This is a genomic window from Enterococcus sp. NPDC086594, from assembly GCF_044746145.1.
Taxonomy (GTDB): Bacteria; Bacillota; Bacilli; order Lactobacillales; family Enterococcaceae; genus Enterococcus_D; species Enterococcus_D entomosocium.
The window spans coordinates 22,985-44,173 of the sequence record NZ_JBIVBP010000003.1; the positions used below are offsets into that span (position 1 = coordinate 22,985).

Sequence of the window (21,189 nt, forward strand, 5' to 3'; positions counted from 1 at the left end):
AAGCTAAGGGAGAGAGGTGATCCAATGAAAATCATTATCGTAGGCGGGTCCTTTGGTGGTGTCAGCTGCGCCCGTGAAGCACGCCGATTATACCCTGACGCAGAGATTTTATTGATAGAAAAAAAAGCCCATCTTGGGTTTGTTCCAAGCGGTTTGTTATTGCTGATCGAAGGCAGGATCGCTTCACTGGATGAAGCATTCTTTTGTACGAAGGAGCAGCTGGAGGCAGAAACAATCGACGTAGCCTTAGAAGAAACCTTTCTAGAAGTCTTTCCTTCTGATCATCGGATTCGGACGGATCAGCGGGAACTAAGCTATGATCGACTCGTCTTGGCGGCAGGTTCCAGTCAAGATTCCACTGTTTTGCCACAACCAGAAGAAGCACTACTGACCTACAAGGAATATGAAGCAGCGAAGCATTTCTTGCAGCAATTGCCCCAAGCAGAGTCGATTACCATCGTCGGTGCTGGTCAAGCCGGGATGGAAGCGGCGAATACCTTAACGATGATCGGCAAAAAAGTCAGTGTGATCGAATCAATGTCGTATCCTTTATTCAAATACTTTGATCGCGATTTTTTGCAGCCCTTTTTAACGGAGATCGAAAAAATCCCCAACTTGCAGCTGCATTGGTCGGAGCCAACTTTGGCAGTCGTTAAAACGGAAACAGGCTTTCGGATCGAAACCGCCGATCAAGGTTATGAAAGCGATCTGGTATTGACGACAGTTAACGTTCATCCTCGCTTGCCAGAGGCATTTACGGTCTTTGAATTACACAGTGATCAAACTATCTGGACAGATGCCTACTTGGAAACTTCCGCCACGGATATTTTTGCGGTCGGCGACTTGATCCAAATTCCAAATGCTATTACGAAAGACACGGTCTACATGCCCTTAGTCAATAATGCTGTTCGCTCAGGGATTGCGGCAGCTCGCAATCTAGCAAACAAAACGACCCCGTTTCGTGGTGGATTGCGGACAGTCGGTACACAATTGTTTGAGTGGTATTTAGCCAGTACCGGCTTGACCGAGTCGGATCAGTTTTTCTATGAATCACCGATCGTTTGTCACACTTTTACGGCTACCGTTTCCCTTTTTGATTCGACGCAGGTTCATGGAAAAGTGATGATCGAACAAGCCAGCGGTCGAATCGTTGGTGCACAGCTTTTATCAAAAGCCAATATTTTGGAAAAAATCAATTTACTAGCGTTTGCGATCGAGCAGCAGGCAACGATGGAGGAGCTGACCCAAAAAGACTTTTTCTTCCATCCACGATTCACGAATGTGTTGGATCAAACCTTCATATGGTCGGGAAGTGATGCCGATGAGACTTGATCAGTTATTAGAAAAAAAAGAAGCAAAACAATTGCAGCTGCTCAAAAAACTTTTACTAGTTGGCGGTCAAATGGAGCTACATGAATTAGCGCTCTATCTTGGCATCAGTAAGCCTTCTCTGGAAAAGTATGTGGATGAGCTGCAAGATGAGTTGACGCACTATCATGAGCAGTGTCGATTGTATTACCGAAATGGTTCACTGGTTTTTGAAATGAGCCCCACCTTTTCTCTTAACCAAATTGAATGGGCATTTTATCGTTCGGCATTGAAATTTCAAATTCTCGAGCACCTTTTACAACATCAAGAAGTGACGACTGTCCAGCTGGCACAAAAATTAACAGTTAGCGAGTCATCCTTGTTTCGCAAAATCAAAGAGCTAAATGGTTTGCTAGCAGAATTTGAGTTAGAGATCTGGCAAGGAAAGCTGATTGGAGAAGAAACCCAAATTCGTTATTTCTATTTTGAACTCTTTTGGTATGTTCATTCTTTTGACAGTCAGTCATTGCCAATCGATGAGAAATATGTCGGTCTGATCACTCGCGGCCTGAACATGCGCTTTACGAAAGAAGCCCAGCAGCGCTTGTCCCTATGGCTGAGGATCATGAAGGCGCGACTTAAAATTGCTACTCAATCCTTTCAAGTTTTACGGGAGAAAATGGCACCTTACATGAAAGACCCTTTGTTTCAACAATTACGTGAGTTGGTATTTCGTGGCTTTGGCCATTACGCATTAGAAGTCAGAGAAGAGGAGGCGATGCTGCATTTTGTCTTTTTGTTGTCGTTCTCGGTGTTATCCGAACACGATCTGCAGGTGTATATGCTGCAGCGTTCTCGGTTTACGCCAACTGCCTTGACGGATACATTGATTTTGGAACATATTTTGCATCTTTACCGCCCATCGTTTGTTCCTCGTGAAATGGAAGCCACTTGCTATGGTCACCTGCTGCAGATCCACAGCCGCGTCTATTTTTTCAAAGGGGATGTGGAGGTTTTTGATCGAGAAAATATTTGGCAGTTAGAAGCGCAGTTATCCAGCCGCAACATTCAGCAAATCAGTCATGAACTATTAGGTAAGGCCTTAACAGAGTTAAATATCAAGCCGTCCGAGAAAAATAGTCTACTGATGATGACGATGGTCAAATACTTGAGTGTCATCACGATCATCGACTATCAAATCAATCGAGAATTTCGTGTTGGGATCGCCTTGAAAATGGATGAGCTATTTAAAGAAGCTCTCTATTATATGTGGCTGCTGTATCTCAAAAATTTGAATGGCGTAGTTGTCGAACGCTATCGTCCAGAACAAGAATATGATTTGATCTTGGCGAATTATGCCATCGAGACCAAAACACCGACTTATCGAATCAGTGAATTAGGGACTGCTTATGATCGTGAGACAATCAAAAAAATGATCCGTGAACGCTTTAAATAGTGGATTTCGTCAATTTCTTAGAGATTTGAAAAAAAATTGACGAACCATATAGCAAAAGTTCAGCTAAAATAAAAGTAAGTCAGAAAGCGCTAACAAAAAGGCGTATATAAAACCAAAGGGAGCGAATCAAATGGCAGAAAAAAATTATGTAATGGCGATCGACCAAGGAACCACTAGTTCAAGAGCAATTATTTTTGATCGTAACGGGAAAAAAATCGGCAGTTCACAAAAAGAGTTTCCGCAATACTTTCCAAAATCAGGTTGGGTAGAACACAACGCCAACGAAATTTGGAACTCTGTCCAATCAGTCATCGCAGGGGCATTTATTGAATCAGGTATCCGACCAGAAGCAATCGCCGGCATCGGGATCACCAACCAGCGTGAAACGACAGTGGTTTGGGATAAAACGACAGGGCAGCCAATCGCGAATGCGATTGTTTGGCAATCCCGTCAATCTTCACCGATCGCTGACCAATTAAAAGCAGATGGCCATACAGAGATGATCCATGAAAAAACTGGTTTAGTCATTGATGCGTATTTCTCAGCGACCAAGGTGCGTTGGCTTTTAGACAATATCGAAGGGGCACAAGAAAAGGCGGATAATGGTGAGTTACTCTTCGGAACGATCGATTCATGGCTTGTGTGGAAACTGACAGATGGACAAGTCCATGTCACCGACTACTCCAATGCTAGTCGGACGATGCTTTACAACATTCATAAATTAGAGTGGGATCAAGAAATTTTGGATCTTTTGAACATTCCAAGCTCGATGCTACCAGAAGTCAAAAGCAACTCAGAAGTCTATGGTCACACCCGCAGCTACCATTTTTACGGCAGTGAAGTACCAATCGCTGGAATGGCTGGAGACCAACAAGCCGCCCTCTTTGGACAAATGGCCTTTGAAAAAGGTATGATCAAAAATACTTACGGCACTGGGGCATTTATTGTCATGAATACGGGTGAAGAACCACAATTGTCTGACAATGACCTACTGACGACTATCGGGTATGGCATCAACGGCAAAGTCTATTATGCCTTAGAAGGAAGTATCTTCGTTGCTGGATCAGCGATCCAATGGCTGCGGGATGGTCTACGCATGATCGAGACTTCGCCACAATCAGAAGAACTAGCTGCCAAAGCAAAAGGAGATAATGAAGTCTATGTGGTACCTGCCTTTACTGGATTAGGTGCGCCTTACTGGGATTCAGATGCAAGAGGAGCAGTCTTCGGCTTGACTCGTGGGACGACGAAGGAAGATTTTGTTCGGGCAACACTGCAAGCTGTTGCGTACCAATCAAAAGACGTCATCGATACGATGAAAAAAGATTCCGGTATCGATATCCCATTGCTGAAAGTCGATGGAGGGGCAGCCAAAAACGATTTATTGATGCAGTTCCAAGCGGACATTTTAGACATTGACGTGCAACGAGCAGCGAATCTGGAAACAACCGCATTAGGTGCAGCTTACTTGGCAGGGCTAGCGGTTGGCTTCTGGAAAGACTTGGATGAATTGAAATCAATGGCAGAAGAAGGGCAAATGTTTACACCAGAAATGCCAGCAGAAGAAAGAGACAATTTGTACGAAGGCTGGAAACAAGCGGTAGCGGCTACTCAGACCTTCAAATTCAAAGCGAAGAAAGAAGGCGAGTAAGCCATGACCTTTTCTCAGAAAGATCGGAAGGAAACCATTCAAGAAACGGCAAAGACCACCTATGATGTGTTGATCATTGGTGGTGGGATTACCGGCGCAGGGGTTGCCGTTCAAACAGCAGCGGCTGGGATGAAGACGGTTCTTTTGGAAATGCAAGACTTTGCCGAAGGGACGTCTTCGCGGTCCACGAAACTCGTTCATGGCGGTATTCGCTATTTGAAAACCTTTGACGTGGAAGTGGTCGCTGACACCGTGCGGGAACGGGCGATCGTCCAACAAATTGCTCCACATATCCCGAAACCAGATCCGATGCTTTTACCGATTTACGATGAACCGGGGGCAACCTTCTCCTTGTTTTCTGTTAAAGTGGCGATGGATCTTTATGATCGCTTAGCGAATGTGACAGGCAGTAAATACGAAAATTATCTGTTGACGAAAGAAGAGGTCTTAGCACGCGAACCACAGCTGCAGGCGGAAAACTTAGTTGGTGGCGGAGTCTATCTTGATTTTCGCAACAACGATGCCCGCTTGGTGATCGAAAACATCAAACGAGCACAAGCCGATGGGGCAGCAATGATCAGTAAGGCCAAAGTCGTCGGCATCTTACATGATGAGCAAGGCATCATCAATGGGGTAGAAGTGGAGGATCAACTGACAAACGAGCGCTTTGAGGTTCACGCCAAAGTCGTGATCAACACGACCGGACCTTGGTCAGACATCGTTCGTCAATTAGATAAGAATGATGAGCTGCCACCACAAATGCGTCCGACAAAAGGCGTCCATTTAGTGGTCGATCGGGAAAAACTAAAAGTACCGCAACCAACCTATTTTGATACTGGGAAAAATGATGGTCGGATGGTTTTCGTGGTACCAAGAGAAAACAAGACCTATTTTGGCACAACCGATACGGACTATACAGGCGATTTTGCCCATCCGACGGTCACACAAGAAGATGTCGATTATCTACTGACCATCGTGAATGAACGCTTTCCACATGCACAGATCACCCTTGATGATATCGAAGCGAGCTGGGCTGGTCTACGTCCATTGATTACGAATAATGGTGGTTCGGATTACAATGGTGGTGGTAAAGGCAAATTATCTGATGAAAGCTTTGAGCAGATCGTTGAAAGCGTCAAAGAATATCTTGCAGATGAGCGGCAGCGACCAGTTGTAGAAAAAGCTGTAAAACAAGCGCAAGAACGAGTAGAAGCCAGCAAAGTGGATCCATCGCAAGTTTCTCGCGGCAGCAGTTTGGAACGCTCAAAAGACGGACTATTGACGTTGGCAGGCGGAAAAATCACCGACTATCGTTTGATGGCGGAAGGAGCAGTCAAACGGATCAATGAATTGCTCCAAGAAAGCGGTGCTTCCTTCGAGTTGGTGGATTCAACCACGTACCCAGTTTCTGGTGGTGAGCTTGATGCGGCCAATGTAGAGGAAGAATTAGCGAAGCTGACTGACCAAGCACAAGCCGCTGGGTTCAATGAAGCAGATGCGACGTATTTGGCTCATCTTTATGGGTCGAATCTTCCCCGAGTGTTGAACTACAAGACGAAGTTTGAGGGCTTAGATGAAAAAGAAAGTACTGCCTTGAACTATTCCTTGCATGAAGAAATGGTTCTGACGCCTGTCGATTATCTATTGCGTCGGACCAACCATATCCTATTTATGCGAGATACCTTAGATGAAGTCAAAGCCGGTGTCGTCGCAGCTATGACCGACTTCTTTGGCTGGAGCGAAGAAGAAAAAGCAGCCTATGTAGCAGAAATGAACCAAGTGATCGCAGAATCAGATTTAACAGCCTTAAAAGGAGGAAAAAAAGATGAATGAAACAACACAGATCTTTAGTGAATTTCTAGGAACGGCTATTTTGGTTTTGTTAGGGGATGGCGTGTGTGCGGCTGTCAATCTGAAAAAGAGTAAAGCAGAAGCCTCTGGCTGGATCGTGATCGCGATGGGCTGGGCAACGGCGGTGACCATAGCCGTATACGTTTCAGGGTACATGGGACCTGCTCACTTGAATCCAGCCGTTACATTAGGCATGGCGATGACAGGGAATTTTTCTTGGAGTTTGGCTATACCGTTTATGCTGGCGCAGATTGCTGGTGCGATCGTAGGAGCAATCCTCGTTTGGCTCAACTACTTGCCATTATGGGATGAAACAAAAGACCAAGGCGCGATTTTAGGTACCTTTGCAACAGGGCCTGCAGTTCGTAATTTAGTATCGAATACGATCACTGAAGTCATTGGTACCTTTGTCTTAGTCTTTGGCTTATTGGCTTTTGGTGCCAATACCTTTACGGATGGATTAAATCCCATCGTTGTTGGGATCTTGATCTTAGCGATCGGACTGTCTCTTGGTGGACCAACAGGCTATGCCATCAACCCGGCACGGGACTTAGGACCACGGATCGCTCACCAAATCTTACCAATCAAAAACAAAGGGACTTCCGATTGGGGCTATGCGTTAGTACCAATCATCGGTCCAATGATCGGTGCAGCGATCGCAGCTGGATTGTTTATGATGTTGCCATTATAAACGATGTTATTTTAAGGATGGTGCCTATTGGTATCATCCTTTTTTAATCTTTAGCGATTGTCATTGAATTTGCTAAAAAAACATGGTTAAATGAAAAAGCTGAAACAGAACGAAGGAAGGAGCTTTTGCGTGAAAAAAATTCTGCGCTTTTTCATGTGGGTGGCGATTGTCCTGATCGGACTCTTAGCTGCCGTTTTTCTGGCTTTTCAACTCTCCCCACGACCGGGGGCTTTTTTGATCGGTCATCTGTTTAACCAAGAAGTGACCATTAAGGATGAGGCGGCTTATCAAAAAAGTTTGCCGAATGTGACGGTCAAACAGGACTTGGCTTATCAATCGGATTATCAACGCAGTACCTTTGATCTTTATTATCCCAAAGATGCACAAGGCCCTGTTCCAGTCATTTTTTGGGTCCATGGGGGCGGATATGTCGGGGGAGACAAAGAAGGCGTCAAAGAATTTGCGACCTATGTCGTCGATGAAACCAAAGCCGCTGTGATTTCGATTAATTATGAATGGGCGCCAAGTTTGCATTATCCGGGACAGGTCAAACAATTAGCCCAAGCGGTAGACTCGATCAAAGCAGATGCCCAAGCATACCCCATGCTTGATTTCGATCAACTCTTCTTCGGTGGAGATTCTGCAGGTGCCCAAATTGCCGGGCAATATGTGGCGCTGCAAACCAATCCAGCGTATGCGAAGGAAATGTCCTTTGATCAAGACATTCCTGCATCGGCCCTGAAAGGGTTTATTTCCTATTGCGGCCCCCTTGATTTGAAGCAGATCGTTGGAACTTCTTCGGATGATCGTTTTATGAAATTCTTTGTTAAAACGGTGGCTTGGTCGTTATTAGGCAAAAAAGAATGGCAAGATAGTCCCCAACTGCAGGAGATCTCACTGGTGGATAAATTGACGGCTGATTTTCCACCAACGTATATCACTGATGGCAACGCCTATTCCTTTGAAGACCAAGGCATTGCCTTTGCCAACCAGCTGCAAGCTCTTGATATTCCCGTGACAAGTCGTTTTTACAAAGGGGATTCGGAAACAGTGACCCACGAATACCAATTTGATTATAGCTTGCCGCAGGCACAGGAATGTTTGACAGAAACGTTGACCTTTATCAAAGACCAGCTGGCTAACTAAAAAACACCTTGTTTCTCACCCTCTATTGGCGAGAAACAAGGTGTTTTTTTGTAAGCAAATCAATCAAGTCCGATGAAGTAGTCATCGTCTTTCATCGCTTCAACGGAACCAAGCAGATACCCGTTCCCAACTTGTGAGAAGAAGTCGTGATTGCTGGTACCAGTTGAAATACCGTTCATGACGATTGGATTGACATCGTTGGCGGTGTCTGGGAAAAGCGGGTCTTGTCCTAGATTCATCAAAGCCTTATTGGCATTGTAACGCAAGAAGGTTTTGACTTCCTCGGTCCAGCCAATCTCATCGTATAATTCTTCGGTATAACGTTCTTCGTTTTCATACAACTCATACAACAAGTCGTACATCCAGTCTTTCAGCTTTTGCTGTTCGTCTTCTGGTAATTCGTTGAAACCTAATTGGAATTTGTAGCCGATATACGTGCCATGAACGGATTCGTCACGAATGATCAATTTGATGATCTCCGCTACGTTCGCTAGTTTGTTATTACCTAAGTAGTAAAGGGGTGTATAGAAACCTGAATAGAATAAGAAGGTCTCTAGAAACACACTGGCGATTTTTTTCTCTAGCGGTGTCCCATTTTTGTAAATCTCATTGATTCGTTCGGCTTTCTTTTGTAAGTAAGGATTGGTATTGGTCCATTCAAAAATATCGGCGATCTCCGCTTTTGTATTCAAGGTGCTGAAAATCGATGAATAGCTTTTTGCATGGACAGATTCCATAAATTGGATGTTGTTCAAGACCGCTTCTTCATGTGGGGTGCGGACATCTTTACGCAGTTGATCCATACCGCTTTCTGATTGAACGGTATCTAATAAGGTCAAGCCGCCAAAGACGTAGCCCACCGTCGTTTTTTCTAATGGTGATAGCGTCCGCCAATCATCAAGGTCATTTGATAAAGGGATCCGCGTATCTAACCAGAATTGCTCTGTTAATTTTTCCCAAGTGGATTTATCGATGATATCTTCGATCTCATTCCAGTTGATTGCTTCATAGTAAGTCTTACCCATAGTCGGTTCCTCCAATAATCGTATCAAGACAACAGCCGACCCGCTCTCAATAGAGAGCAGGGGCAGGCTATTGGTTCGTTTTCAGGCAAAAGTTGGATTAGATGACACAGCTTTCACATTGGTTGCTGCCGATCTCTTCTGCATCATCTGTAAAGGTCCGTACATAGTAGATCGATTTGATCCCTTTGTGGAAAGCATAGTGACGCAAGATGTTCAAATCACGGGTGGTTTGTTTTGTCGTTTCTTTCCATTCGTAAAGACCTTCTGGAATATCTGAACGCATAAACAAGGTCATACTCATCCCTTGATCGACGTGTTTTTGAGCAGTTGCGTAAACATCGATCACTTTGCGCATATCCATATCGTAGGCTGATTTGTAGTAGCCGATCGTCTCATTGCTCAAGTAAGGTGCTGGATAATAGATCTTGCCGATTTTCTTTTCTTGGCGTTCTTCGATCATCCGAGTGATCGGGTGGATGCTGGCACTCGTATCATTGATATAAGAGATCGAACCATTTGGTGCAACGGCTAAGCGGTTTTGGTGATACAAGCCGGTTTCTTTGACGGTTTGTGCCAAGGCTGCCCAATCTTCACCAGTTGGTAAAAAGACGCCTTCAAACAATGCTTTGACTTTTTCCGATTTTGGTTGGTAGTCACCTTGGATATAATCAGTGAAGTAGCTGCCATCTGCATAAGCTGATTTTTCAAAGTTATGGAAAACTTCGCCTTTTTCTTTGGCGATGGCATTGCTTTCAACCAATGTCCAATAGTTTAACAACATGAAATAAAGATCAGTAAATTCAAGGGATTCTGGTGAACCGTATTCCATTTGATTTTTTGCAAAATAGGTATGCAAGCCCATTGCGCCTAAACCGATCGTGTGGTTCAAGGCATTCCCATTTTGGATCGATGGTACCACGTCAATGTCAGACGCATCAGTAACGAAGGTCAAGGCACGAGTCATTGCTCGAACAGATTTCCCAAAGTCAGGGCTGTCCATCAAGTTCACGATATTGGTGGAACCTAAGTTACAGCTGATATCTGTTCCTAAAACCTCGTATTCTTGCTTGCCGTTGATCTCAGATGGTGCTTGAACTTGAAGGATCTCGGAACAAAGATTACTCATGATGATCTTGCCATCGATTGGGTTGCTGCGGTTTGCTGTATCGATATTAATGATATAAGGATAACCAGATTCTTGTTGCAATTTAGAAATTTCATTTTCTAAATCGCGAGCTCTGATTTTAGTCTTGCGAATCCGTGGATTCATGACTAAGTTGTCGTATTCCTTGGTGATATCGACATAAGAAAATGGTACGCCATATTCTTTTTCGACACTGTACGGACTAAAGAGATACATCTCTTCATTTTTACGCGTCAATTCGTAAAATTTGTCAGGTACGATCACACCTAATGATAAGGTTTTGACACGGATTTTTTCATCTGCATTTTCTTTTTTCGCTGATAAAAAGCTGATGATGTCTGGGTGGAAGACGTTCAAGTAGACCACACCAGCCCCTTGCCGTTGACCCAATTGGTTTGAATAGCTGAAGCTATCTTCAAACAATTTCATTACAGGCATCACACCACTTGCTGCACCTTCGTAGCCTTTGATAGGCGCGCCAGCTTCCCGCAAGTTTGATAATGTGATCCCGACACCGCCGCCGATCCGTGAAAGTTGCAGCGCGGAGTTGATCCCACGACCGATCGCGTTCATGTCATCAGTGATTTGGATCAAGAAACAAGAAACTAATTCACCGCGACGTTTGCGTCCTGCGTTCAAGAAAGAAGGGGTTGCTGGTTGGTAACGTTGGTAGATCATTTCATCTGCCAAGCTCATGGCTAACTCTTCATTCCCATCCGCAAAGTAAAGGGCGTTGAACGCCACCCGATCTTCGTAACGTTCAAGATACGCGGTACCATCATTGGTTTTTAGTGCGTATTGTGAATAAAACTTGTAAGCAGCCATAAATGATTTGAAAGTAAAGTGTTGCTCATCTAAGAATTGATACAAGTCCTCAATAAAAGCAGGACGGTACTTTTTGATAAATTCTTCTTCTAAATAATCATTTTCAATCAAATAATTGATTTTGTCCATTGCAGTCGCAAAGGTTAAGGTATTTGGTTCAACGTTTTCTTTAAAGAATGCCGCTAGGGCTTCTTTGTCTTTATTTAATGGAATTTGACCATCTACTGGACGGTTGATCTCATTATTCAATTTGAAATAACTGACATCTTTGATTTCTTTCAAGCTCATAAATGGCTAACCTCTTTTCTTGTTTTGTTCGTATAAAAAAGGACTTGCGGTCTGGACGACTGACAAATCCCTCAAAAGCATCACATTGAGAAAAATCTTAGCTCGCTAATTGACGTAGTTGATCTGGACGGAAACCGATGATCGTTTGCGCATCAGAGGTAATGACTGGCACACTTTGAAATCCTTGTTCTTTCAAAAATTCTAATGCTTCAGGCTCATTATCGATATTGATTTCTTCAAAGGCAATCTGATTTTCACTTAAAAAGCGTTTCGCCATTTTACATTGCATGCAGTTGTTTTTAGAAAATAGTTTGATATTCATAATTGTTTCCTCCGAGTTGTAATAGTTATAAACCTAGTATAAATAAGTCTCGGAGAAAGTCAACGAAAAAACACTATATCTTGTGCTTGTGAATTCGACATACACAATTTATAGTGTTTCTGTGTTTTTTATGCAAATGAAAAAAGCGGAAAATACGTAGAATTACAAGGTTTTTGCGTAATTATTAGAGGGGATATGCAATCAAAATGAGTAAAAAAAATCTCCATTGTGAAGGAAGATTCAAAGTTAAGTCGAAAACAGATTGACTTCCTGTGGAAATGGCTCTATTATAATGATAATCATTCTCAATTAAAGTGGGTTAATTAAAATAACACTTCACAAAAGGAGTAAGAACCAATGAAAATGGCGCAAACTCGGGCTTCTGGGACATACAAAATCGACTCGTTGGCAACAACCAAAGAAATCACGGTTCATTTAAACGATCTTGGCATTCGCACGGGGGTTGAAATCGTTGTGGTACAAAAAGATCGCAAAGGCGGCATCATTTTGCACCAGGGAACGCGGATTGCCTTAGATGCAAGGATCATGGAACAAATCGATGTCACAGAGATCCAGCAGCAAACCGTCATTACCTCTTTGGATCAGCTACAAGTCGGTGAAAGCGGGAAGGTCAATCAGATTGGTGCAAAAGGTGCTTTGCGCCGTCGTTTGATGGATATGGGTCTTACGAAAAACGTACATTTGGAAGTAGTGAAACTGGCTCCATTGGGTGATCCAATGGAGATTCGGCTCCGCGGCTATGAATTGTCTTTGAGAAAGCAAGAAGCAGCGTTGGTTTTTGTCGAAAAAGGAGTCGAAGCTTGATGACCTATCAATTTGCATTAGCAGGAAATCCCAATAGCGGGAAAACAAGTACTTTCAATCAATTGACTGGTGCCAAACAAACAGTGGGCAATTGGCCGGGTGTCACCGTAGAACGTAAAGCGGGGCGACTGCGAAAAGACCGGCACGTGCTGATCCAAGATCTGCCCGGGATCTATTCCTTGTCACCTTATACGCCGGAAGAACTGATTTCCCGCAATTATTTGATGGAAGCATCGCTGGATGCGGTAATCAATATTATTGACGGAACTAATCTTGAGCGAAATCTGTATTTAACCTTGCAATTATTAGAAATGAATGTTCCCACCGTGGCAGCCATCAACATGATCGACCTATTAAAGAAAAAAGGCTTGCAGATCAACTTCGAAAAATTGGCTTACGGATTAGGGATTACGGTAGTGGGGATCAGTGCTTTGAAACAACGTGGTTTAGCCAAAATGATCGAGGCAGCGAAGCACGCAGTCAACACACAACAGCTCCCTCCCCGCTACGATGATCGTTTAGAAGCTGGCTTGACCGAGATCATGGCGATTTTGCCAGAGACGATCCCTCAGCAGCGAAAACGCTGGTTTGCCATAAAACTCTTCGAAAAAGATGAAGCGATTCAAGCAATGTGTAAACTGACTGATTCCCAGCAAGCAGTCATTCAGGAGACGATTTCGATTTTAGAGATGATCTTTAAAGACAGCAGTGACGCCATTCTCGTTAATGAGCGCTATGGCTTCATTGAAGAATTGTTGGCGCTGGCAGTCATCAAGGAAACAGATCAGCACTTAGCCTTCAGCGACAAAATCGACCGCGTGTTGACCCATCGCGTATTGGCGCTACCAATTTTTGCCTTCATTATGTGGGGAATCTACTATTTATCGATTCAGACGATTGGCACGATCGGCACCGATTGGATCAATGATGTATTATTTGGCAGCTGGATACCCGAAACAGCAGCGCACTGGCTAGAACAGCTGCGGGTCGCCCAGTGGCTGCAAGAATTGATTTTGGATGGCATCGTGGCAGGGGTCGGTGCGGTCTTAGGATTTTTGCCGCAGATTTTCGTGTTGTTTTTTTGCTTGGCTATCTTGGAGGACTGTGGATACATGGCACGGGTGGCATTTGTCATGGACCGGTTGTTTCGCAAATTTGGCCTATCCGGCAAGTCGTTTATCCCCATGTTAATCGCTACAGGTTGCGGCGTGCCGGGGGTGATGGCAAGCCGAACGATTGAAAACGAAAAGGATCGTCGGTTGACGGTGATGGTCACGACCTTTATGCCTTGTTCTGCCAAATTGCCGATCATTGCATTGATTTCGGGTGCCTTTTTCCCTCATTATAGTTGGGTCGCACCATCGGCCTATTTTGTCGGCATGGGCGCTGTGATTTTTTCAGGGATCGTCTTGAAAAAAACGCCGCTTTTTGCAGGTGATCTGGCACCATTCATTATGGAACTGCCAGCGTATCACTTGCCGCAGCTCACAACGATTTTGAAAAGTGCCTGTGATCGAGCCATTGCTTTTGTAAAAAAAGCCGGAACGATAATCTTTGTGGCTTGTATCTTTGTCTGGTTTACCTCCAGCTACAGCTTTGCCTTGCAGCGGGTCAGTGAAGACCAAAGCATTTTGGCCTTTTTCGGTCGACTTTTGGCGCCGCTTTTTGCTCCCCTAGGCTGGGGAACTTGGCGAGGCGCCGTGGCGACGATCACTGGCTTGGTGGCCAAAGAAAATGTGATCGGCACATTCGGGATTCTCTACGGACAAACCGGTGAGTTGTCAGAAAGTGGGACGGAGATTTGGCAAGTGTTGCGCGGCGATTACACTGCTGTGGCGGCATACTCTTTCCTCGTCTTTAATCTACTATGTGCCCCCTGTTTTGCTGCCATCGGTGCGATCCACCGTGAAATGGGGGACAGCAAGTGGACATGGTTAGCCATTGGCTATCAATGTGGCTTGGCATACTGCGCCAGTTTGTTGGTCTACCAATTCGGACACGTCATCTTTGAAGGCGGACACCTCACGCTAGGTGTTTTCGCGGCAATAGTCGTTACTGGTCTATTGGTATTTGCTCTGGTGAAGAAACCATTCCGAGGGAGTGCGCCCTTGATCCAAGTCGTAGGAGGCGAAAAATGATTGCTACAGTAATTCTAAGCGGACTGATTTTTGGCTATGGCGGTCGTGTGGTGTACCGCATGGTGAAAAAGGATCATTGTTCTGATTGCCACAGCAGTTGTCCCGTGAAGCATGAGGAAGCAAAGTAGAAAATAGCGGTTGTAAGTAAAAATTCGTGTGAAAACACCTACGGTAGAATTACAATTGAAACGGTAGATCTATAGCCATGAATAGAGTGTTTGCTTTAAGAAGTTCTTAGTTTATTTAAGAGCTTCTTTTTTTTATTGTGGGTGCAAGCAAAAGATCTGTCCATTTTTGGTTCATTTTTTCCTTGGTAGAATAAGTTTTGTGAACTGCTCAAGAAGGTTATCGAGAAAAACTGGAGGCTAGTAAAAAAAATAGCCAGTATTCCTGGTCTTTTTGAGAAGAGCAGTTCACTTAATCTGGAAGCGCGTACAAATATGTGGTCTCAAATCGTCTATTCAGGCCGAAACTTTTCACTTATAGTGTGTGTATAGGAATTATCTCGAGAAATTCTTTACTAAAACCTAAAGAAATTTTTTTAGAAAGGAAATCGTCGTTTGCAAACTACATTATTAACAAAAGAAAACATTTTACTTCAGCAAGACAGTACCAGTTGGCAAGAAGCAATCAAAAAAGCTGCCCAGCCGTTATTGAGGAATGGCAGCGTTTCAAAACAGTATGTCGAAGCGATGATTCAATCCGTCTTAGATGCCGGGCCGTATATCGTGCTTATGCCTGGGTTTGCTTTGGCCCATGCCCGATCAGAAGATGGGGTTTGTCGTTTAGGACTAAGTGCGATGACCTTAAATACCCCCATCTCATTTGGTTCGCCCAATGATCCAGTTAAAGTCATTTTCTGTTTGGCAGCGATAGACCCGACCAGTCATTTGGAACTGATGAGTGAGTTAGCAGAGGTTTTAGCAAGGGACAATATCATTGATCGTTTAGCAAATGTGGAGACACCAGAAGCATTTATACAACTATTAGAAGAAACGAGGAGTTAAGATGGGATTCTTTCAAAAAAAGAAAAATGATGCATCGATCCAATCAGATGCAAAACCTAAGGCGAGTAATGGCAAGAAATTTTTGATAGCGGTTGCATGCCGTGCTGGGATGGGGAGTTCAACGCTGCTTCACATAAAGGTAAAATCAGTGATTGAAGAAAACGGCTATCCCATTGAAACGATTCATGGAAATCTAGACGTTCTCATTGGTTTTACGGGTGATGCCTTTATGAGTATGGCAGATATCGCAGCGGAACCTGATTTTCAAAACAAACCTTATGAAGTCATAGGCATTCAAAATATTATGAGTAAAGAAGAGATCCAAGGAAAACTAGAAACATTTCTTGAAACGATGCAAACAAAATAAATTGATGGAGCGAGGAATAAATTGAATGGCAATTTTAGTAATGAACCAATTCAGAAATACTGCTGTGTTGCTAATGATTTTAGCTTTGATCGGGTTACTTGCACAAAGAAAGCCTGCGAAGGAGACCCTGAGCGGTGTCCTCAAAGTGGGCATTGGGTTTATGATTTTTAATATTGGTGGTGGTCATGTAGGAACGATTGCTGCAAATTTCGCCACGTTGTTTCAGACCGCATTTGGTGTTCAAGGGACGGTTCTGGCAGTAGAGCCTGCTACAGCGTTAGCCATGGATGTATATGGTTTTGAAATATCAATGATTATGGGGCTAGGGTTCATATTCGGATTAGTTATTGCGAAATTGACGCCTTTAAAATCAATTTTCTTAACCGGTCAGCATTATCTTTTCTTTGCTGCTGTCATTGGGTTGATTTTTATTTCGAATGGTATGCCCACTTGGGTAACAGTTATCTTTGGTTCTTTGGTACTAGGTTTTGCAGGAGCAGGGTTGCCCAAATTGGCTCAGAAATATACAGATGAGCTGACAGGTAATGCAGGGGTTGCACTAGGTCACTTTAACTTGATTTTTTACTGGTTCTCAGGTGTCATCGGCAGTGTCATTGGCGGGAAAAATTGGCAAGCAAAGAAAGAGAAAGCAGCCAATCGCGAGCTTCCTGATTTCTTCTCCGTATTCCGAGATTTTGTCTTCTCTGTTGCATTTTTCATGATTATTCTTTTCTACATTGCAACGATCGCAGCAGTTTTAAGTGGTCATATGGATGTCGTTCAAGAAATGGCTGGCAACGACTTATGGTTCTTGTATCCGTTGATTCAAGGGTTGCAATTTGCGGCGGGGATGTCTGTACTGATTTATGGTGTGCGTCAATTTATTGCTGAATTAACGGCTGCCTTCGTGGCGATCTCTGAAAAATATATCCCGGGATCAATGCCGGCAGTAGATGTTCCTGTGTTTTTCCAATATGCGCCAACCATGGTTCCTGTCGGTTTTATTACCTCGTTTATAGGTGGCTTAACAGCGACGTTTGCCATGGCTGCTATGGGTTCTCCCGTTGTACTTTTGCCAGCAGCTGGGATTGCTTTTTTCTCGGGTGGAACAATGGGTGTCTTTGGTTCAATAAGAGGCGGGTTGAAAGGGGCGATCATCGCATCCTTCTTAGGCGGTATTTTGCTGACTGCATTGCCTTTGGTGCTTTTCCCAGCTTTTTCTGAATTAGGCATCACAGACGCTGGATTTCCTCAAATCGACTACAATATTATCGGAATTTTACTAGATAAAATCTTAAAACTATTTAGTTAAACAGTATGATTAGCAAGGAGAAAGGTGGATACAATTTCTCCTTGCTATAAGGAAGGAAAATCTGTATTGAATGAAAAAAACGTTTTGTTTGCATATAGTACGAATTTAAAAGCCCAAAGCGATGCTCAATTTTATCGGCTTGAAGAAGAAGAAGTCTATCAACAGATGGTGAAGGCCAAAGAACTTATTCTCCATGCAGAAAAAAATCATAAGCGTGTTCATGTAACAGGCGTGGGAAAATGTTCCTATGTAGCAGGCTATGCAGCTTCACTTTTCTCATCTGTCGGCACGCCAACCTATTTTTTAGACACAACTGAAACTGTGCACGGATCGGCAGGACAAGTCGTGGCTGGCGATGTAGTGATTGCGATAAGTAATAGTGGGAACACCAAAGAATTAGAATATGCACTTGCTGCCTTAAAAGCCAATGGCGCTGTAATTTTAGCGGTAACAGGAAATGAAGATTCTTCCCTAGCTTCCTGTGCTGAAGTCACATTGTCTTCTTATGTTTCCCAAGAAGGGGACTCATTGAATAAACCGCCACGTTCCTCTGTGATCGCCCAAATGATCCAGCTGCAGGTTCTGTCGGTGTTGCTGCAAGAAGCAAAAAAAATCAATTTAGAAGATTACCTTAAATGGCATCCAGGGGGAAGCTTAGGAGCAACGACAAAAAAGGAGCTTACGCAATGAAAATCAGAGGAATTATACCAGCAATGGTCACACCATTAAATGAGAACGGCATCAATGAAGAGGGCACCAGAAAGCTTGTAAGGCATTTGATTGCTGGTGGTGTCCACGGGTTGTTTATTTTAGGAACCAATGGCGAATTTCATACCTTAAGCAAAGAAGAGAAAATCCAGTTTGCAAAAATCGTTGTCGATGAAGTATCGGGCAGAGTACCAGTATTTGCAGGTGCCGGAGATATCGCAACGAATAAAGTGATTGAGTTAGTAAATGAGTTTGCAAAAATCGGCGTTGATGCTGCTTCCATCATTACGCCGTATCTTTTGAAATATACCGATGAGGAGTTGATCCATCACTACCGAATGATTGCTGAGCAAACGACACTACCAATCATTTTGTACAATATTCCGCCAAATACTAGAAATTTCATCAATCGTCATGTTTTCTCGGAATTACTCAAAATTGATTCGATCATTGGGATAAAAGATTCAAGCGGTGATCTAGAAAACTTCAAGGGCTATCTTGAATTAAATCATCGAGAGGATTTCTCTTTGCTGATGGGAAGCGACTCTAAGATTTTAGAAGCATTACAGTTAGGAGCAGATGGCTCTGTGGCTTCCACCGCAAATGTTGTGACGAAAACAGATGTGGCGATCTATGAACAATTTGTAGCTGGAAACATAGAACAAGCGCGGCAAGCACAAGTAAGTATTGATGATTTTAGAGAAGCCTGCAAATGCTCAACGATTCCGTCTGGGCTGAAATACTGTTTGCGGGCAATCGGACAGGATGTTGGGTTACCGAAACTGCCTGTTCTAGATCTTACGAAAGAAGAAAAGCAGCAGGTAGATCAAGTGCTTCAAAAATATGTACAAGCGGAAGGATTTACATTGAAAGTAGAACAGTAGGCTGCAGAAATGGGGGAACATTGATGGTAAAAATTGACTATAGGACGAGAAAGATGCTGATGGCTCTGATTGAAAAACCGACCATCAGTTACGATTATCTTCAGCGGAATTATTCTATGAACCGCACTCAAATAGAGTATACCATTGATAAAATCAACCAGTTTCTATCTGCCCAAAAACTACCACTTAGCGTGAATAAGGAAAGTGTGATTCGACTGCCTGAAAAAAGCAAGGAATATTTGTTGGAGTCATTTTTACGTGAGCGTATGTTTAAGTATTATGAGATGAGTTCAAAAGAACGAGGAAAATATATCTTTTTGACGCTCTTTTACTACGAGAAAGACTATCTGTCGGTCAATCATTTTTTAGATGCGTTAAAAATCGGCAAAACAACCTTTATGAGTGATCTGCGCAAATTACAAGCGGAATTACATGGGTACGATATTTCAATCAGTTACTCGAGAAAAGAGGGGTATCACTTAGCAGGTGATGAACTGATGATTCGTTACGCTTTATTTCGAATGATTTTGGAAGATGTGACTAGCAAGGACGATGATTTTATTTACCGTTACTTTATTCATAACGAACGAATACAATTGGCGGATGAGCAGGACACCTATCTTTCTCTTCTTTTAGAAAAACATGCGATAGAGTTAGTTGAAAATAGATTGATTGAATTGAACTATATCCTTATTTTTTTATACCCAAGAATGGGCTTGAATGAATTTGATCTAAAGCCCTTTTCTAATGATCATGAGTTAGTAAAAATGAAGGAGTACCGCTTTGCTGAAGAAATTTTAGAAACCGCAGGGGTGATGAATAGTATAGAAAAGAACTATCTCTGTGGGTGGGTACTGGGAATGGCATTAGGGAATGAAAAGGAATGGCTTCAAGGAAATTTGGTCATCATTGAATTGGTAGAAAGAATCGTCGAGCGATTTGAATTGCTTTCAGGTATTCGTTTCAAGGATAAACACTCTGTCATCAAGCAATTATATAGTCATTTTCGACCGACCTATTTCCGAATGCTGTTTCGATTACCGATCATCAATCCTATGCAGGAGAAAATTTTTGAAAAATATAATGACCTTTATCAGATCGTAAAAGAAACCTTGAGACCAATCAGTGATAGCTTTGATTCAAAGCTTCCAGATGAAGAAGTAGCCTTTTTAACAATGCACTTTGCGCTTTTGATCAGGAATTCTGAAGAATATATGGTGCAACAAAAAGTGGGGGTCGTTGTTTGCCCAAATGGTATTGGAAGCTCAGCAATCATTTACAATGAATTAAAGGAAATCTTTCCCTCTTTTATCTTATTGGGACCGATTGAAACAAGCGAACTGCATTCATTTGATCAGTCTTACGATATCATTTTTACGACAAAACCCAACTTTCAACTTTATCCGTTAAAAAAACCGATTTTTGTAGTAAACCCGATCATGTCTTACGAGGAACGAACCCAGTTGTTTTTAGATGTCAAATTCGAAACCAGTACAAGTATAAAGCCCAATACTGTTACGATCGACGGCTTGATGCAGGTTATTCAACAATATTCAACGGTTACCAGCGAGTCAGCTCTGCGGCATCATCTAGAGAAATTTGTACAAGAGTCCTGCTCGCCAACAGCATCTATCATGTCTCAAAAAGAGAAAAAGTCAAAAGAACCTGCAATGCTGTTGGATATGATGCGTCCAGAATTGATACAATTAAACAAAAAAGCCAGAACGTGGGAAGAGGCCTTTTATCTCGCAGCCAATCCATTGATTGAAAGAAAGATCATCACTAGAAATTACATCGATTCGATCATTCAACAAACCAGATCAGAAGGTGCTTATATGGTGATAGTCGATCAAGTTGCCTTACCGCATACGGTTCCTGAAGCAGGTGCAAAAAAACTTGGCATGGGATTGACAACATTAGAATCTGAAGTATATGTCTTAGGAACGATTCCTGTAAAGTACATCTTTACTCTTTCTGCGTTAGACAGCAAGCAGCATCTAAATGCGATGACTCAGTTTATTACCCTTATTGAATCCAAAGACTTTTTTCGAGAATTAGAAAAACATGAATGTCCGGAAACAGTTTATCACTGGTTTGCAGAGATTTTACGTACTGCTGTTGTATAAATTTTTTCGAAAAAACTGTAAGTATTATAGAATAAAGCATATACTCTTTGGTCTTTATTGAGAGAAGCGTGCGAAGGGGAGTAATTTGCCTTCATCGTTTGCTGCTGTTCATCCG

The 21,189-nt window shown here is 43.0% G+C and carries 18 protein-coding genes; 15 read left to right on the plus strand and 3 right to left on the minus strand.

Features of this window, described 5'->3' with window-relative positions; all coding sequences use genetic code 11:
- The first annotated feature begins 24 nt into the window (after positions 1-24).
- The 6 genes from ACIPK1_RS06410 to ACIPK1_RS06435 all read left to right on the plus strand — a co-directional run bounded on the left by ACIPK1_RS06410 (position 25) and on the right by ACIPK1_RS06435 (position 8,103).
- Positions 25-1,332 (plus strand): FAD/NAD(P)-binding oxidoreductase, encoded by a 1,308-nt coding sequence (locus tag ACIPK1_RS06410; RefSeq protein WP_196044108.1) that lies wholly within the window; start codon positions 25-27, stop codon positions 1,330-1,332.
- Complete coding sequence (locus ACIPK1_RS06415) at positions 1,322-2,764, plus strand: helix-turn-helix domain-containing protein (RefSeq protein WP_400450311.1); 1,443 nt, start codon at positions 1,322-1,324, stop codon at positions 2,762-2,764. Before ACIPK1_RS06410 ends, ACIPK1_RS06415 begins: the two co-directional genes overlap by 11 nt.
- A 130-nt stretch (positions 2,765-2,894) precedes the next feature.
- Positions 2,895-4,415, plus strand: coding sequence for a glycerol kinase GlpK (glpK, locus tag ACIPK1_RS06420; RefSeq protein ID WP_008377082.1), 1,521 nt, complete (start codon positions 2,895-2,897; stop codon positions 4,413-4,415).
- Positions 4,416-4,418: 3 nt separating this feature from the next.
- A complete protein-coding gene (gene glpO / locus ACIPK1_RS06425) occupies positions 4,419-6,248 on the plus strand; it encodes a type 1 glycerol-3-phosphate oxidase (RefSeq protein WP_400450313.1) in 1,830 nt (609 codons plus the stop codon).
- On the plus strand, positions 6,241-6,957 hold the full coding sequence (locus ACIPK1_RS06430) for an MIP/aquaporin family protein (RefSeq protein WP_005237471.1): 717 nt from the start codon (positions 6,241-6,243) through the stop codon (positions 6,955-6,957). Before glpO ends, ACIPK1_RS06430 begins: the two co-directional genes overlap by 8 nt.
- A 90-nt stretch (positions 6,958-7,047) precedes the next feature.
- The gene (locus tag ACIPK1_RS06435; protein WP_016611960.1) at positions 7,048-8,103 is read left to right on the plus strand and encodes an alpha/beta hydrolase; all 1,056 of its coding nucleotides are present in this window, start codon (positions 7,048-7,050) and stop codon (positions 8,101-8,103) included.
- Between the two features lie 59 nt (positions 8,104-8,162).
- Here the strand turns inward: ACIPK1_RS06435 and nrdF are convergent, their stop codons facing one another.
- The 3 genes from nrdF to nrdH form a co-directional block, all read right to left on the minus strand.
- Positions 8,163-9,128: a class 1b ribonucleoside-diphosphate reductase subunit beta gene (gene nrdF, locus ACIPK1_RS06440; protein WP_005225180.1), complete on the minus strand. Its 966-nt coding sequence runs from the start codon at positions 9,126-9,128 to the stop codon at positions 8,163-8,165.
- Positions 9,129-9,225: 97 nt separating this feature from the next.
- On the minus strand, positions 9,226-11,385 hold the full coding sequence (gene nrdE, locus ACIPK1_RS06445; RefSeq protein WP_008377092.1) for a class 1b ribonucleoside-diphosphate reductase subunit alpha: 2,160 nt from the start codon (positions 11,383-11,385) through the stop codon (positions 9,226-9,228).
- Positions 11,386-11,482: 97 nt separating this feature from the next.
- Complete coding sequence (gene nrdH / locus ACIPK1_RS06450) at positions 11,483-11,707, minus strand: glutaredoxin-like protein NrdH (protein WP_005225182.1); 225 nt, start codon at positions 11,705-11,707, stop codon at positions 11,483-11,485.
- 357 nt (positions 11,708-12,064) lie between these two features.
- Here nrdH and ACIPK1_RS06455 point away from each other — a divergent pair, with 357 nt between their 5' ends.
- The 9 genes from ACIPK1_RS06455 (at position 12,065) to ACIPK1_RS06495 (ending at position 21,074) form a co-directional block, all read left to right on the plus strand.
- Positions 12,065-12,532: a ferrous iron transport protein A gene (locus ACIPK1_RS06455; RefSeq protein ID WP_400450316.1), complete on the plus strand. Its 468-nt coding sequence runs from the start codon at positions 12,065-12,067 to the stop codon at positions 12,530-12,532.
- The gene (feoB, locus tag ACIPK1_RS06460; RefSeq protein ID WP_400450317.1) at positions 12,532-14,670 is read left to right on the plus strand and encodes a ferrous iron transport protein B; all 2,139 of its coding nucleotides are present in this window, start codon (positions 12,532-12,534) and stop codon (positions 14,668-14,670) included. The genes ACIPK1_RS06455 and feoB overlap by 1 nt, the downstream gene beginning before the upstream one ends.
- Positions 14,667-14,798 carry a hypothetical protein gene (locus ACIPK1_RS06465; protein ID WP_005237465.1) on the plus strand — a complete coding sequence of 44 codons (132 nt, stop codon included), beginning with the start codon at positions 14,667-14,669 and terminating at the stop codon, positions 14,796-14,798. Before feoB ends, ACIPK1_RS06465 begins: the two co-directional genes overlap by 4 nt.
- Before the next feature lie 432 nt (positions 14,799-15,230).
- The gene (locus ACIPK1_RS06470; protein ID WP_016611962.1) at positions 15,231-15,677 is read left to right on the plus strand and encodes a PTS sugar transporter subunit IIA; all 447 of its coding nucleotides are present in this window, start codon (positions 15,231-15,233) and stop codon (positions 15,675-15,677) included.
- A gap of 1 nt (position 15,678) precedes the next feature.
- The gene (locus ACIPK1_RS06475; protein ID WP_005237463.1) at positions 15,679-16,044 is read left to right on the plus strand and encodes a PTS sugar transporter subunit IIB; all 366 of its coding nucleotides are present in this window, start codon (positions 15,679-15,681) and stop codon (positions 16,042-16,044) included.
- Positions 16,045-16,069: 25 nt separating this feature from the next.
- On the plus strand, positions 16,070-17,356 hold the full coding sequence (locus ACIPK1_RS06480; RefSeq protein WP_016610457.1) for a PTS ascorbate transporter subunit IIC: 1,287 nt from the start codon (positions 16,070-16,072) through the stop codon (positions 17,354-17,356).
- Positions 17,357-17,380: 24 nt separating this feature from the next.
- On the plus strand, positions 17,381-18,046 hold the full coding sequence (locus ACIPK1_RS06485; protein ID WP_042891045.1) for an SIS domain-containing protein: 666 nt from the start codon (positions 17,381-17,383) through the stop codon (positions 18,044-18,046).
- A complete protein-coding gene (gene dapA, locus ACIPK1_RS06490; protein ID WP_142971830.1) occupies positions 18,043-18,948 on the plus strand; it encodes a 4-hydroxy-tetrahydrodipicolinate synthase in 906 nt (301 codons plus the stop codon). Before ACIPK1_RS06485 ends, dapA begins: the two co-directional genes overlap by 4 nt.
- Positions 18,949-18,971: 23 nt before the next feature.
- Positions 18,972-21,074 (plus strand): BglG family transcription antiterminator, encoded by a 2,103-nt coding sequence (locus tag ACIPK1_RS06495; protein WP_400450321.1) that lies wholly within the window; start codon positions 18,972-18,974, stop codon positions 21,072-21,074.
- Positions 21,075-21,189 lie beyond the last annotated feature (115 nt).